The organism is Agrobacterium sp. 20P9.1.2 (genome assembly GCF_057799395.1).
On record NZ_JBYOKI010000011.1, the window covers coordinates 33,230 to 49,577 of the forward strand.

A 16,348-nucleotide genomic window follows, 5' to 3' on the forward strand; every position below is an offset into this window, starting at 1 on the left:
CTGGCCATCTAGCGGAGCGGCAGACAACACGTCATTCTCGATGTCATCTACAAGACAAAAGGGTGCGCATCACCCACTGATATCAGGAAATACCCTGCCCTGCATCGCAAGTTGAAGACAGACACAAATTACTTCCGCTTCACCATTCGTCGAAGCACAGATCTAGCTCTCGATTTACGCGGAATAAGCTCGATATCACTAACCAATTTTGCGCCACCCTCGCGTCGCTCCAGCGTAATCTTGCGGCTGTGAAATGCTTCCAGCTCGGCGCGATGCGCGACGCTAATAATCGTGGCGTCAGGTAGCTCATCGATAACTGTCTGCATCATCTTGTCCTGACTTTTCTCATCGAGCGCGGCGGTCGCCTCGTCCATCACAATGATATCGGGGGCATTGAGCAGCAGCCGTGCAAAGGTAAGCCGTTGTTTTTCGCCGCCTGACAATGTCTGGTCCCAAGGCGCCTCGTCTTCGATCTTGTCCTTGAGTTGGCCAAGCCCGACCTTTTCGAGAGCGGCGCCAATCTCTTCGCCCGTCCAGCTTTCTGCCGGCTGCGGATAAGAGACGGCACGGCGCAGCGTACCGGCTGGTATGTATGGTCGTTGTGGCAGCATGAACAACTGGCTCCCGGCGCGGAAATTGACGCTGCCCCCACCCCAAGGCCAGAGGCCTGAGATGGCACGAACCAGCGTGCTTTTGCCAGAGCCGGATTCTCCTGAAACGAGCACTCTCTCGCCTGCTCCGATTTCAACATCGGTCTCTTTCACCACCGCGGTTCCATCACCGAGTGATACGGATACGTCCTTGAGGCTCAGCATGGTCTCGCCTTCGGTCTCGCCGCGAATGATGCGTCCGAAAGTCTCACTTCTTTCGGCGCGCTCAAGGCCATCAAGCGACATCATCAGGGAGGCTACACGTCGGGCGCAGGCGTTCCAATCGGCCAAGCGCGGATAGTTATCAACGAGCCAGCCAAAGGCCGACTGCACAATGGTGAAAGCGGACGCTGCCTGCATGACCTCGCCGAGCGACATGCTGCCATCGAGAAACTTCGGCGCACAGAGCAGAAGTGGCACGACTGGAGCAATCAGTACCGAGCCGTTGGAGACGACGGTGGTCCGCATGTATTGTTGCGCCATTAACCGCCATTGTCGCCGGACGTTACCGAATCTTTTGTCGAGATCGCTACGCTCCTCCTCCTCCCCGCCAAGCAAGGCAATACTCTCACCATTTTCCCTGACGCGTGTCAGCGTATAGCGATATTCCGCTTCAACCTGGTTTTTAACTTCGGAGACCTTTACGAAGTTTCGGGCAATGAACGCGATGGAAGTGGAGGTGACTGCCGCGTAAATGATAGCCGCTATCACGAGAAAGCCGGGGATGGTGACCCAAACGCCGCCGATTGACAGTGTGAGCGCTCCACCAATTGTCCATAGAACAACAATGAAGGTGGAAGCGGATACGAAGGCGGAGATGACGCCGGAGACGAAATCGACCGGCGCTTCAGTGGAAATACGCATATCCTCCGAGAGCCTTGCTTCCGGGTTCTTATGGTCACCGTCGATTAGGTTGAGCTGGTAGTAGCGGCCGTTTGCAATCCATCTCCCCACCGTTAACTTGGTCAACCAAGAGCGCCAGCGCCGCTGGATGCGCATTCTGACATAGACCTGCGAGGTGACGATGAATACACTTCCCAGAACTAGAAACGGAAATATGGACGCGAGGGAATAGACAGTCGACGCATCTCGTTTTTCGATCGCATCAAAAATTCCGCGATTCCAGACGTTGACCCCGTACTGGATGGCGACATTTATGCCGATCATCGCCAGCAGGCCAAGCGTGAATAGCCATGCCAACTTATCGCCCCGGCGGCTCCAGAAGCCGCGCGCGCTGATCCAGAACCGTTTCAGCAAGTATTTCCGGCGCGCTTCCTCAGCCTCTTCCGGCGTCAAATCCGCATTAGGCTCTACTTCCTCTGGGGGAAGCTCTTCAGCATTGTCATCAACATCTTGGGAGAATGCGGCTTCGGTCCCAGTTGCGTTGGCACCGGCGACCGGCTTTGGTTCTATTTCATTGTTTTTCATGGGCGCTGAACGACCGACAATCGGAAAGGTTTCACGACTTTGTGAAGGTAAGTGAAATTTATCTGAGACTATAGCTTGGAACCGACGACAAGGAAGCAGCGACAGTTAGCGCGTGCATTTAAACGACTAAAAGAATTGGATCAGAAGCAAGCGTGCGCTGCAATCGTCTCTGCCGCCTCCTCATAGGGGCTGACATACTCCACTGCAGCAAAGCCATCGGCAGCAGAGGGGGCAAACCGTTCCATGAACGGATGTTCGGTGTAAAGCATGGACGGGTTGACGGCGCGGCGATAGGTCCGGCTTCGACTGATCGAACGTTGGGTTTTGACACGTGAAAGCCAACGTGGTTGCGAATGGCCGCTGCCATAACTACCTACAGAGCAATGACCGACAGCCCGCAATGAGCGGCATCAAGTCATGTCGGCCACTCAAGGAGAAAAGCTATGGCACAACCTCAAGGCGCTTCTGCGCCCGAACAGGCTTATGACGCCAAGACATTGGCCAAGAAGCATCGCATATCCATGGAAGAGGCAGAGAATATTATCTCGGAATATGGAGCAGACCGTAAAGCTTGCGACAAGGCGGCACGACGTATCGCCGCCTAATTTTCCTCGTTACGCCCTATGAAACGCAAGGCGGCTCGCCGAACCACTTAAGGGAGCGGGCTGCACGATTACCATGCAAGCGGAGGAAAACTTGCATGGGATCGAAAACCTAGGCCGCGTTGTGCTTTGCTTATTAGTGCTTACTCGTCCACGGCCTGTCATGCTGATCCGTTGGGACCCCGGCTAGAAGTACGTGGGTACCCTTTAGTGTTCATCGTCCTTTGGATGCTTCATCTTTCTTTGCCTGATCGTGATGCCACTTAATGGCATAAAACATGCCGATACTCAGCACGATGATCTTAAAAGGAAAAAAGATGTATGGAAACCAATTTACCCAAGAGCCGTCCGACATATCGAGTGCTTTCAATCTGTTGATTAGAATTGTCTATCCTTAAGAATAGCACTCTATCGAAATGCTCCTTCGACACCCTAATTGCAAGTTTGAGTGCATGGCCTTATTGACGCAGGTTGCCTGCTTATAAGTTGCGGACGCGGAGTTGAACCGTAAGCGGCAAGCTGAGGCCGTTCAGGCCCTGTAGCTCCACGGCATAAGGGTATGGATTTCGCTGCTAGGCCAGCCATTTGCAAGGCGCTCGAGCGTCTGCGTCAGCCAGGCGTGGGGATCGACAGAATTCATCTTTGCAGTCTGCAGCAGCGTCGCGATTGTCGCCCATGTCCTGCCGCCACCATCACTGCCAGCGAAGAGGCTATTTTTGCGATTATGCAAAGATTTGCATAATCGCAATTATGCGAAGCTCGGGATTATGCGTAGGCTTCCTGGATCCTCAGTAAATAACCATTGTTTTACAGCGATTGCGAAAGCAGCGTGACGATTCCAACTGCGCATAATTTCATTCTCCCTGCTCCAATCACTGGAAGGGGAGATTTCCATGAAGCCCATCATTTTGCAGCCTGGACCTCAAGCATGGCTATCGTCCAGCACTCTGTCATCCTATCAGGACCGCTATGTCGCTCGTCTTCGGGAAGACCGGTACGCGCACAATGTGATCCGCGTCTATCTTGCGAGCGTCGCCCATTTCGCACGCTGGCTCGGCGAGCAGGGCATTGGTCTTTCATCGCTGAGCGCGGCGGTGCTGGATCGCTTTCTTAACGATCACCTACCGATCTGCAGTTGTCCTCAGCCAGTTCGCCGGACGCGGTATGAACTGCGAACCGCCATTCGCCACCTGCTGAGACTGCTTGAGGCCGAGGGGCCCATTCGGCCGGATGACGAGCAGGATGGGCTAAGCAAGGAACTGGCCACGTTCGATGCCTATATGCGTGACGTCGCAGGCTTAGCGGAGACCACACGGCGGCAACGTGGTTTAATTGTCGGCAGATTCCTCGCTCAAACTTTCGGCGCGGACTCTGTCGACGTCACGAAGATCGATACCGTAGCGATGAGGCGGTTCGTCCTGGGTGAAGGTCGCGATTGGGGCGCCGGGGCAGTGCGCGTCGCGGGTAGTTCGATAGGCGGCTATCTGAAGTACCGACAGATGTGCGGCGACAAGGTCAGCAAACTTCTGCAGGCCATCCCGCGCGCGGCGCACTGGCGTCTGGCGTCACTACCCGAGACATTGTCACCAGCCCAGATTGACGCGCTTTTGGCATCGTTCGATGCGAATCTACCATCTGGTCGACGGGCCTATGCCATGGTCAGATGCGTCACCGATCTTGGCCTTCGCTGTGCGGAAGTGGTCAAGCTGCGCATCGAGGACATTGATTGGCGGAACGGAACAGTCAGGATCGCTCGCTCCAAGACGCATTTCATGGACTGCCTGCCGTTGCCCAGGGCAACCGGTGAGGCAATCGCCGAATACCTCAGGCACGAGCGGCCCGAGACGGTAAGCCGGGCGATCTTCGTTCGCCATGTCGCGCCCTATGATCGTCCGGTCCAGACAGGAGTAGCCAAGCGTGCAGTCATCGCCGCGTTTCGCCGGTGCGGTTGGGATCGGTGCGACCCGCATGTTCTGCGCCACAGCGTGGCAAGCCGACTGCTACGCGAGGGCACACCGATGAAGCACATTGCCGATATCCTACGCCATCGCAGCCTCGACACATCAAAGATCTACACCAAGATCGATTTCGACCGGCTGTCGGCTGTCGCTCTTCCCTGGCCAGGGAGGGCGTGATGGCGATGAAGACAACAATGACGGAGCATGTCGCAGCCTACCTGGCGGAACGCTCTATGCTCGGCTTCAGCGTCAGCGGCCCCGACGCTCGGCTGCTGAGGTCCTTTGCCGGTTTCGCCGACGAGCAGAACTGCGGAACACTGACCAACGACCTTGTCATCCGCTGGGCAAAGGACCGGTCGCGGATCAGTCACCCCTTCACCTGGGCTGGACGGCTGGCAGTTGTGAAGCCGTTTGCGGCCTACATGACGCGCCTGGATCCGGCGACAGAGTTTCCGACAACGCCGATATTCGGCAAGTCGCGGCGGAGGTTGACGCCCCATATCTATACCGATGACGAGATCCTCGGCTTAATGGCCGCGGCACGCGCGCTCCAACCGCAGGGTGGGCTGCCATCGGTCGTGTTCGAGGCGTTGATCGGATTGATCGCCGCGACCGGGCTGCGCATTTCGGAGGCGATCAACCTGCGCTGCCGCGATGTCGATATCGAAGCCTGCTGTGCAACGGTGCGTATGACCAAGTTCCGAAAGTCTCGGCATGTGCCGTTTCATCAGTCGGTCGCTAACGCGCTTGATTCATATCTGCTGGTCCGAGAGCGTTTCGCCAGGAAGGAAGAGGAGCAAGCCTTCTTCACCATCGCAGGCGGGCAACGCCTCAACAAGCGAACCGTCCACGGCGTCTTTCAACGGCTGCGCCTCGCAGCCGGAATCATGCCGCGCGGTTCCTATCCCCACGTTCGCATTCATGATTTGAGGCACACCTTCATTTGTCGACGGCTGGAGCGCTGGCAAGCAGACGGATGCGACATCGACAACGCCATCGCGGCGCTCTCAACCTATGTCGGCCACGCCAAGGTATCGGACACCTATTGGTACATGACCGGCATCCCCGATCTGATGGCCACCGCCGGATCACGCTTCGAAGGCTTCGCACTCGGGGAGAACGACTATGTCTGATCGCAACGCGCCGTCCCTCTCTAACCTTGTTCAGCGCTTCTTTCTCGAGCATCTTGGCCAACACCGCGCCGTCAGTCGTCAGACGATTGCCGCCTATCGCGACACGCTGAGGCTGCTCCTGGGATTTGCCGCACAGCGGCTGCACCGAACACCAAGCGCGATTGCACTGTTGGACCTCGACGCGCCGTTGCTCCTGGCGTTTCTCGATTATCTCGAGAAGGAACGTGGCAACAGCGTGCGAAGTCGCAATGCGCGCCTCGCGGCAATACGGACTTTCCTAAAATACGCTGGACATCACGACATCGACGCACTGGCCACCATCGAACGAGCGCTCGCAATCCCGCAGAAGCGATTTGACCGGCCCATGGTCGGCTTTCTGTCGAGAGACGAGATCCGCACCATCATCGAGGCCCCAGACCCTAGCACTTGGGCTGGCCAAAGAGACCGCGCCATGTTCAGCACCCTGTACAATACCGGCGCGCGCGTTTCCGAGATGATCGGCGTGCGCTGGGGCGATGTCGTACTCGAAGGACAACCGGCTGCCCATTTGCATGGCAAAGGCCGCAAGGATCGATCAGTGCCTTTGTGGCGACCAACGGCGTCGCTGCTTCGTAGCTGGCGCCGGCGGCTCGGTGAGCCGCCTGCCGATGCGATGCTCTTTCCGAACCGCAGCGGTGGCCACATGACCCGTTCTAACGTGACCCAAAGGCTGCAGCTTGCTGTTGAAATGGCCACGCGCGAGCATCCGGCACTCGAAGGTCGAGCAGTAACCCCGCATGTTATTCGCCACACGACAGCGATGCATATGCTTCAATCTGGCGTGGATATCACCGTCATCGCTCTTTGGCTCGGCCACGAAGACACTGCAACAACGCACATGTATGTCGAGGCAGACCTGACCATGAAGGAGCAGGCGCTGATGAAGCTGCAGCCCGCAGGGGCAGCACCCGGGCGCTTCCGGGCATCTGACGACTTGATGAGGTTCCTTAAAGCACTCTGATTATGTCAAGTTCATCGTGGCGAAGACAGTCTTCAACCTGCCCCGCCGCGGTGATCTACGCATAATCCCGAGCTTCGCATAATTTCTTGTAATCGCCTGCGGTCTGATCGCTCGCTCGACTATGTTGGAGTCGATCTCGACACGGCCGTCGGTCAGGAAGCGTTCGAAGACGTCACGACGCTTGATCGAGTACCGTAGAGCTTCAGCGAGTTTCGATTTAGCCGACACGCGCGGCAGGGTCGTCTGCCAGAGAGCGAACAGATCACGGACGATCTCTGCCGCGCGTTCTTGTCGGGCTGCGACACGCGCCTCAGGGCTTTGACCACGGACTGTATCCTCTATTTCCCAGAGCTCTGCCATGCGCTCGACCGTCTCTGTGGCGACCCTGGAGCTCTTGGCGACATGCAATTCATAGAACTTGCGGCGGCTATGTGCCCAGCAGCCAGCCAGAGTAACGCCGTCGTTGCCGCCGTCTTTGCGGACAAGCTTGCTGTAGGCCCCGTACCCGTCAACCTGCAGAATCCCGCTATAGCCGCTGAGGTGCCGTGCCACGCAATCGGTCGCCCGACTGTCTTCGAAGCGATAGGCCACCATCGGCGGACCGCTGCCTCCGAACGGCCGGTCATCCCTGGCATAGGCCCATAGCCATGCGGTTTTCGCCGACCCGGACCCTGGTGCAAGCGTCGGCAGGGTCGTCTCGTCGGCAAATATTCGTTCCGCCTTCTTGATTTCGTTGAGGATATAATCGGCGAGGATGTCGAGCTCGAACCCCAGCTTTCCCATCCATTGAGCCATGAGCCTGCGGTCAAGTTCGACCTTGTCGCGGGCGTAAATCGCTTCCTGCCGATAGAGTGGTAGCCCGTCGGCATATTTGGACACGGCGATCTGAGCCAGAAGCGCTTCTGTTGGAATGCCCGCATCAATGATATGTGCCGGGGCCGCAGCCTGGATCACGCCGTCTTCGTTCTTAAAAGCGTATTTGGGACGGCGCGTGACGATGACACGGAACTTCGCTGCAACGACATCCAATCGTTCGGATATGTCTTCTCCGATCAGAATCTTTGTCTTGCCCACATGCTCCGGCAAGTCTTCCGGCTCGATCACCACCTCGATACGCTCCAGATGCGGCGCAAAGCCCTTGCGTGGCCTCGGTGGACGTTTGCCATCTTTGTTGATGCCACTCGTAACCTTGGCCCTGATCGCCGCAATGCCGGTCTCGATCTCCTCAAAGACAAAAGCATGCTGCTCGTCATCAACACTGGCCGCTGCAAGTTTCTCTGAACGCCGCCCGAAGCGCGCGCGGTCAAAAGCTTTCAGGATCTGTGTCAGCCGTTCGATGCGCTCATCGGCATCAGCATTTCGGGCCTCCAGATCGTCGACCTGCTTTTCCAAAGCCTCGACGCGAGCGGCCTTTTCGGCCATGGCAAGAACCATGGCCTTGAGGGCATCAATATCATCCGGGAGCTCTATCTCTGGTCGCGTCATTGGTATGATCAGAGCATATTTCGCCGTGATCCGCCCGCAATTTCAGGTGCATGATTCAATTCGTCGCAGGGGTTTTACCCAACAATCTCGGGTGGCTTGATCGGTGTTGATCGAACGCGTTTCCAGTCCATTCCATCCACCAAAGCCAGAAGCTGGGCATTGTTGAGCTGGACCCGGTTGTGACCAATGCGCGGCCAGCAAAATTGCGCCTTTTCCAACCGCTTTGCATAAAGGCAAACGCCTGAGCCATCCCACCAGACAATCTTGATCCGGTCTGCTCGTTTCGCCCGGAAGACATAGAGCGCTCCGTTGAACGGATCGCTGCCAGCATCGCGCACTAGCGACAGCAAGCTATCAGGCCCCTTACGAAAGTCGATTGGATGGCTCGCGAGGAAGACTTTGACGCCTGACGGGATCATGCTGAAAGTACCGCCCGGATCACCCGTTGCAGGTGCGCTGCGTCAACATCGGGTCCGGCCCGGATAACAACATCGCCGATGACAACATCAATCACCGAATTTGAGCCGCCGCCAGAACCGGCTTGCGTGCAAACAGCGGCTCCGGACGACGCGGATCGCTCTCGCTCCCGAGCATCGCGACGCCAGCCAAATAGCTGCGATGGATGAATTCCAATGCGATGTGCGATCGCTGAAACACTGGCACCCGGTTCCATCGCCTCTGCAACAGCATGCTCCTTGAATTCATCCGACCAGCGTCGGCGGAACTGCCTTAGAGCGCCTTCCAAGCGCTCAGGGACAGCCTCGATCATATGAAAGTTTCTGGTTCCAGAGCTAGGCGCAGACATAGAAGCTCACCGTTTGTGAATCGTCTATCTGCAATACAGCCGCGCCCTCTAACTACGCCAGATGGGGTCAGCTTCCCGCTTACGTTGAACCGCGTAGTTCCGCTTATACGGCCGTGGAGCGCACCAGCCCTCTTATGCGCTACAGTTTCGCGGGGCGTGCTAATGCATCTCCTTGGAACAGTTTGCAAATAGAAGTGCAAATTCCATCGACCTTCCAGCACTCATGAGCGACGGCGGTTGAAATCGTCGACGCTTTCACCCGAGAAAACTCAAAATTCGGCAGCGACACAGAGAGATGGTGCAGATTCTTCTCACTCATGGGATCTGTCCAAGCATTGTACGAGTGGAAGCGATTGATGCCAATCACGACCACTTCAGCTACAGAACTTAGGGAAGAATTGTCTGTGCTCTCGAGTGATCTCAACGTCACATACATTTTTAGGTCGTATGCCAGCTTTGCCGACAAATGCCGGGATATAAGGACGGTAAAACACTAGATTCTCCTAGAATTAATGCCAAGGATAAGTGCTGTTAAAAATGACTTCCTATTCCACCCGTATGTCAAAGGTAGCCAAAGTCGATTACGCTGACGCGGAAAAACGCTTTACTGGCTCGCTCAATCAGGCAGTTCTGGTGCCCGTGGATTCGGGCAAGGATTTGCAAAAAGCTCATCAGAACTTCTTTGGTGACACCCGAATTTTTCTCTCGTCACTAGAGGTATTCCCGAGTGAAAAAAGAAAACAACAAATAAACTCTTCCCCATTCTAATTTAAATTCATAACCTTAGCATCCTTAGAAATTTACATTTGTATTTTCCAACAAAAAAGCCGGGGCGAAACCGCACCGACCTTTCTGTCGCTTGTCATCTTCTGCCAGTTTATCCGTGAACAGTGCGCAAGCTACTTGCTGTAGGAATGCGCGGAGGCAGCATTGTTTCCGCTTAATCCAGCAGTTCTGGCGGAACCTTGCCGCCGTTCTCAGACAGCTTCTTGAGGAGCGCCTTGTGCAGCCAAGTGTTCATTGCGGCAGAACCGTCTGCCTCACCAGTATAGCCAAGTTCGTGCGCCAGTTCCTTACGTTCTGCAAGGCTGGCATCCATGCCAAGTGCTTTCATCAGGTCGACGATTGAATGCTTCCAGTCAAGCTTCTGGCCACTTCTCTTCACCGCGGCGTCAAGCTGTGAGGCGACGTCAACGGTCTGGTTGGCGCCAGCTGTTGTTGGCGTAGATGGCGCTGGTGCAGACGCGCCAGATGTGGTTGGGACGGCTTGGCCGCTACCGCCTACGGGTGGCGCGGTCGTTGCAGCTGGATCAGGTATCGAGGATGGCGCTGGTGTGGGCTCAGCACCTGATGGCGATGCGTGCTCAGCGTGGGCTGCTCCGCCGAAAATGGCGTCTCTGATTTTACCGAATATGCTCATTGTGTTTCTCCCTTTGTCTAATGATCACAAGAGACAAACGGATTGGATTCGCTTGCGTTCCTAAGCAAATTCTAAAAAGCCGCCAGCTATTAAAAGCTGACGGGGAAAATCAAGCAGCCCTATCAAACACCGCCACCTCCCGCCTCTCCGGATCGCGCTCCTCCTTCTCGACCATCGCGCCTTCCCCATGAGCGCCACAAAAATGCTGCCCGCACGCTTCCTTTGACCAGAATCATCCAACTCAAGCCATGCATCGTACTTTACAGGGTTTCCGACCACGACTCTGATTCTATGAAACGCACGTTTTCCAACGGCATCGGCACATGATTCAAGCGACCGGAAGTCGTCGGAAAGCACATTTGCGCCATTCATTGGAACGATGTTTACCATGGGGTAATCGCAGCTGAACAGGTTCAGAGACCGCGGAGAATAATGAGGGAATTACGACTGGCCTTGTCGATCACGCGGATCGCGAATTCGTCTATCAGACCATTCGACGGGAAGCGCTCCTTTGCACAGGGCGACCGCATCCTTCTGCTCGAGAACAAGCACGGTGCCGGCATCAAGAATGGCATGCTGGGAACGTGCAAGCCGTCGAGACAGCGCAATACATCCGCGGCTCGACAGATCTTCAGGTGGACAAAACGATGCCCGCCGCCCGTCCAGCGGAGCTACCACTTGGGTTTCAGCAGATCAAATGGACTAAGATTGATGCCGACGTACTTCTCGGATTTCATTGTTCCATCCATAATTCATCAAAATATCGCATTGTGAAAACTTAGATGCTCTCTGACGCTGAAAGTCACTACAGACCCTGAAGAAGCGATTGAAGCGGCCGCAATACCAGCTGCCTGACCGGTGACAAAGGCCGTACCCATTACTCTCAGAGAGCCATAAGCAGCGGCATCTGCACCAGCAACCCTGCCCGCCAGAAGCAGGTTGTCCGCACCGGCAGCCTGTATGGCTCCTATTGGTATATCAGCAAAGCCGTCGCCGCCAAGATCGACGAAATGTGCCCGACCGGGTGCTTCGTGAACCTCCATGGGCCATGCAGCGCGCCCGATGCCATCTTCGCGACGGTCACCTCTGCGTAAAGCAGTACCGGTCAAATCGTTACGCGAATGTGGACGGCGTGTCTCGCGAATACCGATCTGTGGCCCCGTGGCCGAGATGAATGCGTTTTCGAAGCCAGGCATCTGCCGGAGCAATTGCAAATTCCGCCAGGCTTGCCGCCGTGCCTCGCGTTCCGCAGTGCCAAGACTGGCACCGCTCAAACCATCGGTCTCAAGATCGATCGTCATCCACCAATAATCGTTCGACGTCGGCAGCCGCAACATGACGCCGCCGTCGGTTCGATGGATTGGAACATCTGAGCAGGCGTTGTGCTCGGCGATCAGTTGCGTCATCTGCTCGCGGTCGAATGTCACACCCGCTGAAACGCCGCCGATACGAACCGGCATTGACGCGGGTTGGACGTGATCACCAGCGCGGCTGTCGGTCGTCATCTCAAGTCCCGCATGCGACGCCACAGCAGCTTCACCGCTGGCATCTACAAATGCATCAGCGGTGATCTCGTAGCTACCGGCATGGTCAGTCACCGTAATGGCGGCAATTCCACTCGGCTTCGTGGACACCGCAGTGACACGACTGTGCAACAGGATTTCGAGGCCAGTCATATCGGTCATTTGGTCGAACGCAAACTTGACCGCCTCAGGGTCCAGCATGACAATCCAGTTGCCGCTGCTAGATCGTATCGGAGCGATATCCTGGCCAATCTTCGCAAGCATGGCCAGCAGTTCGACACCGATCCCGCCAACTGCAAAAACAGGCTCAGGACCTTTCAGGAAGAAGCCGCAATAGGCTAAAACCAACGAATTGGCAGCCGCTCCGCCCAAGAAACCGTATCGCTCGATGAGTGCGACTTTCGCACCCATGCGGGTAGCAGCTACAGCCGCGCTCATTCCGGCTGCGCCGCCTCCAACGACCACGACGTCGTATCGTCCACCTCGGGCTTTAGACATCAGCTGGCACTCCAGCGAATATGCCCATCACTTTTCCAAGCGCAAAAAGTTGTGATTTGGCCATTTCCTCACCCGTCTGAATTTTAAGGCCACGAGCTTTCGCAAGTGTGAGCAACGGCGTCATTTTCGGGCTTGTCACGACATCAGCCACCAGGCCTTCTGGTGGCATCAATGCCAGCGTTGATTGAGGTACCGGCAGCGGACCGTCATGCTGCATACCCGACGAAGACGCGTTGACGACAAGATCGAAGGCACGCTGGGGTACTGCTTCTGCCGAGATAGCAACGGCTGGGAAAGCGCTGGACAGGCGAGCACAGAGCTTGGCGGCACGATCCTTGTTGCGATCGGAAATAACCAGATGCGAAACGCCCGCGCCTGCAAGCGTGTAACCAATTGCACTGCCAGCAGCTCCTGCTCCGACCAGCAGCACGACTTTGCCATTGGGAACAAAACCGTGCGCCCTTGAGGCTGTGAGGAAACCCTCGCCGTCCGTCATGTCGCCAGAAAGCTGTCCATTCGGGTGACGCCTCACCACATTCGCAACACCGAGAAACTGCGCTGTTGCACTGAGCTCATCGACCAGCGCCGCGACTGCGGCCTTGTGCGGAATGGTGACGACGAAGCCATCCATATTCTGCCAGCCGCGCACCGTTGTAACGAAATCGGGAACGCGCTCCGGGAAACTCTGCGCAACGACCTTTTCAAGATGTTAGTCAGCTATCGCGGCCACGAGTTTCCAACAGATCGATCGCAAATCGCTACAACCGGATATTCGAGACGCCAGTCGAATTTTACTGACACGTGACAAAAATCGGATAACGGAGGGGTGATCCCTTGCGTTATGAGTCAAAACTCGAGGTCGCCACATGCACTATCTCTTTCCTAGGCGGCAGAAGGTCGGATTTTTTAGCACATTTAGCGAAACAATATTATTATATTTCAATTTCTTACGATGGTTACTAAAAGTCAAAAATAAAGGTTGCCTGTGGCAAATAACGAGGAGGCCTTGCAGGGCTAGGCGATCTTAACTCGTTTGTCTTAAAACAGTGAAGCTAGCAGAGATCGCTTTAGGTCCACGTCACGTCTTGCGCCTGCGATCGGCGCAGCGGTAAAACCGTAGTATCCACAAAAGCTCTCAATCATCAGGACGCTCGATTGAAGATAAACCACCCGCTTATTCTGACAGCCCGGATCGAAGATCAGGATCTCGCGCCCTTTAATCGTCTTCGGCAAGCACACTTTCCACCAGGGCGAAATTTTCTTCGCGCTCATCTGACCATGTTTCACCGGTTGCCGGGCGCGTGTGAAACACAGATCGTAGATGCACCGCTCAGCATTGCGCATAAGACGGATGCTATAATTGCCGGGGTCAACGGTGTTAGGCATCTTGGCGCAGGCGTTGCCAATTTGATCGACAGCTTAAGGCTGCAAGACGTTCGGGCAACTTTGAAAAGAGAGTTTGCAGCGTGGCTTGGCCCTCAGGACAATCAGAAATGGCAACCGCACATAACGGTGCAGAACAAATCCACTAAAACCGAGGCCGACAATCTCTACCGAAACCTGAGCCGAGAGTTTAAGCCGCACCCAATTTGGGTCACCGGGCTCGATTTGTGGGAATATAGGGGCGGGCCGTGGGGGCAGAAAACATATGTGCCTTTTAACGCTCCAACTGACATTGTCTGAGCGCATCCTTGCCCTTCGGTCGACGTGTTTCAGTCACGCAACCTGTCAAATGCCCTTAGATTCCCTTCCAACAAACAGGCCCGAAAATTTAGATCGTGAACAAGCCATTCTAATACCATGGTAGAAGCTACCTCGGGACATACCGTGTCCAAGGATGCTCTTCTTTGAAGCCAAGCACCTCGCGTGCCTTGCGATTGGAAATTGGTGCTTCGTCCCTGCCCATTTCCCTAATTATCGGCGTATTAGGGCAGTATTTGGCTAGAAATTCGGCGGTCGGGATATCTGCGGTGATCTTGTCATTGACCGCGTTGAAAACTTGAAATCCCAATCCGTCTTTTTCGATGCAGAGATGAACGAGATTGCCGAGATCACGTGCGTCTATGTAGCTCCAGGCATTGCGTTTTCTGGACATAGGATCATCAAGAAAGGCTGGAAATTTCGAGTATTCTTGCGGTTCGATTACGTTGGCAATGCGCAATGCGTAAATGTCTGCATTGTAGCGCATAGCAAACGCGCGCGCAGTCTTTTCATTTACGAGCTTCGATAGTCCGTAACTGTCCATCGGATCGGAATCGTAATTCTCATCCAAAGGAAATGCGTGGAAATCCTTATCCCCTTCTGCAAAACAAACACCATAAGTGGTTTCGCTCGAGGCGATTACGACCTTACGGACGCCCAGCTTCATAGCTGCTTCTATGACGTTGTATGTGCCGACCACATTCGCTTTGAACGTGTTGTTGTCGGGCTCAATCAAAACGCGTGGAATGGCTGCAAAATGTACGACGACATCAGGCCCAGTCGGCGGCGCGCCTTCTTCAAAACCGTCAAAGCCAAAATGCGTGGTTAGTGCGTTGAAAACCTGACCGCTATCGGTAATATCTGCAATCAGTGTGCTGACACCTTGCAAATCCAGGGGCTTCAGGTCAACATTTAGAACGGAATAACCCTGCTCAAGTAGCTTTGTAACAGCGTGCCGCCCAGCCTTGCCAGTGCCACCTGTGAAAACGATACGTTTCGTCATGTTTGCCACCTTTTTTGAAGCTCGGTCACATCATAAAATCGATCAGCATACGGCCTAGGTCTGCGAATGTAGACTAATCTATCAGATGAAATGAAACGCTAGTTTTTCTCAAATCTATAGCCGGAAATGGGTGTCGCGTCGAATTGCGACACCCAAATGATTTCAAGCCAGAAACTCGATCAAATCCTGATTCAGGCGCTTGGGCACCGTTGCGAACAGGCCGTGCGGTTCGCCATCGTATTCGATGAATTTCGCACCCGCGATTGCCTTTGCTGCTGCACGGCCCGTTGGATCGATTGGGACTGTTTTGTCGCCGGTGCCGTGAATGACCAGCGTTGGGATGGTGAAGGCGGCGAAATCGGGTCTGAAGTCTGTTTTGCCGAATGCATCGACGCAATCGATTGTTGCTTTGGGGCTTGCCATAACGCCCAGCACGAAGGACCAGTCAAGCACGCCCTGGCTGACGGGGCTGGTGACAAAGCCGACGCCATAGAATGTTTTCGCGAAGCTCTGAAGGAAGGCGAAGCGGTCTTCGCGGATATCGTTTTTCATGCCTTCGAATACGCTAGCATCGACACCATCGGGATTGGTCTCGTCTTTCAGCAGATAACCGGCGACGGATGCGACGAGAACGGCTTTCGAGACCTTCGACGCGCCGTGGCGTGAGAGATAGCGAGCGATTTCACCGCCACCCATGGAAAAGCCGACGAGTGAAACCTGCTGAAGCTCAAGGCCATCAATGATGGCGGCGAGGTCATCGGCAAAGGTATCGTAATTGTAACCGCTGGCGGGGTGTCCGGACTGGCCAAAGCCTCGGCGGTCATAGGTGATGACCCGAAAACCTGCTTCGAGCAGAGCGACGGTTTGGTATTCAAACATGTCGCCCGTGAGCGGCCAGCCGTGGATGAGGATGACGGGGCGGCCTTCGCCCACGTCCTTGACATGCAGTTTCGTACCATCTTTTGCGTCGATGAATGCCATCTGGAGACTCCCTTGGTGATGTCACCGGGTAAAGCGCAATGGGGCGCATCGCGTTCCATCTCAAACCGACAATCTCAAGACGGCATCGCAGCCTGACTACCAAGTCCTGAGGCTGACTTATTACACGCTTACGTCGGAGTGTGATCCACGTTCGAAAAAAC

Annotated in this window: 14 protein-coding genes and 3 pseudogenes; 6 read left to right on the forward strand and 11 right to left on the reverse strand. The window is 55.3% G+C overall.

The genetic code is table 11. From position 1 onward, the window contains the following. Positions 1-128: 128 nt before the first annotated feature. Positions 129-2,078, reverse strand: a complete 1,950-nt coding sequence (locus AC27VJ_RS22015; protein ID WP_353578591.1) for an ABC transporter ATP-binding protein/permease — start codon at positions 2,076-2,078, stop codon at positions 129-131. Positions 2,079-2,521: 443 nt separating this feature from the next. Between AC27VJ_RS22015 and AC27VJ_RS22020 the strand changes: the two genes are divergently transcribed. Beyond that, entirely contained in the window at positions 2,522-2,683 is a 162-nt protein-coding gene (locus AC27VJ_RS22020; protein WP_353578589.1) for a hypothetical protein, read from the forward strand. A 526-nt stretch (positions 2,684-3,209) separates the two neighbouring features. Here the strand turns inward: AC27VJ_RS22020 and AC27VJ_RS22025 are convergent. Beyond that, positions 3,210-3,401 (reverse strand): annotated as a pseudogene (locus tag AC27VJ_RS22025) (transposase domain-containing protein); the annotation flags it as partial. Between the two features lie 172 nt (positions 3,402-3,573). On the opposite strand from AC27VJ_RS22025, the gene AC27VJ_RS22030 reads away from it, so the two are divergent. The 3 genes from AC27VJ_RS22030 to AC27VJ_RS22040 are packed head-to-tail and all read left to right on the forward strand — an operon-like array spanning position 3,574 to position 6,771. Beyond that, entirely contained in the window at positions 3,574-4,815 is a 1,242-nt protein-coding gene (locus AC27VJ_RS22030; protein ID WP_488685824.1) for a site-specific integrase, read from the forward strand. Further along, a complete protein-coding gene (locus AC27VJ_RS22035; protein WP_065700993.1) occupies positions 4,815-5,771 on the forward strand; it encodes a tyrosine-type recombinase/integrase in 957 nt (318 codons plus the stop codon). The genes AC27VJ_RS22030 and AC27VJ_RS22035 overlap by 1 nt, the downstream gene beginning before the upstream one ends. Next, positions 5,764-6,771 (forward strand): tyrosine-type recombinase/integrase, encoded by a 1,008-nt coding sequence (locus AC27VJ_RS22040; RefSeq protein ID WP_488685825.1) that lies wholly within the window; start codon positions 5,764-5,766, stop codon positions 6,769-6,771. The genes AC27VJ_RS22035 and AC27VJ_RS22040 overlap by 8 nt, the downstream gene beginning before the upstream one ends. Positions 6,772-6,783: 12 nt before the next feature. Here the strand turns inward: AC27VJ_RS22040 and tnpC are convergent. From tnpC to AC27VJ_RS22055, 3 genes and pseudogenes are all read right to left on the reverse strand, one after another. After that, a pseudogene (tnpC, locus tag AC27VJ_RS22045) lies at positions 6,784-8,256 on the reverse strand (IS66 family transposase); the annotation flags it as partial. A gap of 74 nt (positions 8,257-8,330) precedes the next feature. Next, positions 8,331-8,675, reverse strand: coding sequence for an IS66 family insertion sequence element accessory protein TnpB (gene tnpB, locus AC27VJ_RS22050; RefSeq protein WP_065699540.1), 345 nt, complete (start codon positions 8,673-8,675; stop codon positions 8,331-8,333). Further along, entirely contained in the window at positions 8,672-9,025 is a 354-nt protein-coding gene (locus tag AC27VJ_RS22055) for a transposase (RefSeq protein ID WP_488685826.1), read from the reverse strand. Before AC27VJ_RS22055 ends, tnpB begins: the two co-directional genes overlap by 4 nt. Positions 9,026-9,598: 573 nt before the next feature. Between AC27VJ_RS22055 and AC27VJ_RS22060 the strand changes: the two genes are divergently transcribed. Further along, complete coding sequence (locus AC27VJ_RS22060; RefSeq protein ID WP_488685827.1) at positions 9,599-9,829, forward strand: hypothetical protein; 231 nt, start codon at positions 9,599-9,601, stop codon at positions 9,827-9,829. A 172-nt stretch (positions 9,830-10,001) separates the two neighbouring features. Here the strand turns inward: AC27VJ_RS22060 and AC27VJ_RS22065 are convergent, their stop codons facing one another. The 4 genes and pseudogenes from AC27VJ_RS22065 to AC27VJ_RS22080 all read right to left on the reverse strand — a co-directional run. After that, positions 10,002-10,481, reverse strand: a complete 480-nt coding sequence (locus tag AC27VJ_RS22065) for a DUF3597 domain-containing protein (protein WP_488685828.1) — start codon at positions 10,479-10,481, stop codon at positions 10,002-10,004. 755 nt (positions 10,482-11,236) lie between these two features. Further along, positions 11,237-12,502, reverse strand: a complete 1,266-nt coding sequence (locus AC27VJ_RS22070; protein ID WP_488685829.1) for an FAD-dependent oxidoreductase — start codon at positions 12,500-12,502, stop codon at positions 11,237-11,239. Beyond that, positions 12,495-12,998 carry a shikimate dehydrogenase family protein gene (locus tag AC27VJ_RS22075; RefSeq protein ID WP_488685885.1) on the reverse strand — a complete coding sequence of 168 codons (504 nt, stop codon included), beginning with the start codon at positions 12,996-12,998 and terminating at the stop codon, positions 12,495-12,497. Before AC27VJ_RS22075 ends, AC27VJ_RS22070 begins: the two co-directional genes overlap by 8 nt. Positions 12,999-13,043: 45 nt before the next feature. After that, positions 13,044-13,169 (reverse strand): annotated as a pseudogene (locus tag AC27VJ_RS22080) (shikimate dehydrogenase); the annotation flags it as partial. A 488-nt stretch (positions 13,170-13,657) separates the two neighbouring features. Between AC27VJ_RS22080 and AC27VJ_RS22085 the strand changes: the two are divergent. Beyond that, a complete protein-coding gene (locus AC27VJ_RS22085) occupies positions 13,658-14,185 on the forward strand; it encodes a 2'-5' RNA ligase family protein (RefSeq protein ID WP_488685830.1) in 528 nt (175 codons plus the stop codon). 127 nt (positions 14,186-14,312) lie between these two features. Here AC27VJ_RS22085 and AC27VJ_RS22090 read toward each other — a convergent pair whose 3' ends face one another. Both AC27VJ_RS22090 and AC27VJ_RS22095 read right to left on the reverse strand, forming a co-directional pair. Next, the gene (locus tag AC27VJ_RS22090) at positions 14,313-15,206 is read right to left on the reverse strand and encodes an NAD-dependent epimerase/dehydratase family protein (RefSeq protein WP_353578576.1); all 894 of its coding nucleotides are present in this window, start codon (positions 15,204-15,206) and stop codon (positions 14,313-14,315) included. Positions 15,207-15,368: 162 nt separating this feature from the next. Beyond that, complete coding sequence (locus AC27VJ_RS22095) at positions 15,369-16,187, reverse strand: alpha/beta fold hydrolase (protein WP_113087598.1); 819 nt, start codon at positions 16,185-16,187, stop codon at positions 15,369-15,371. Positions 16,188-16,348: the final 161 nt, after the last annotated feature.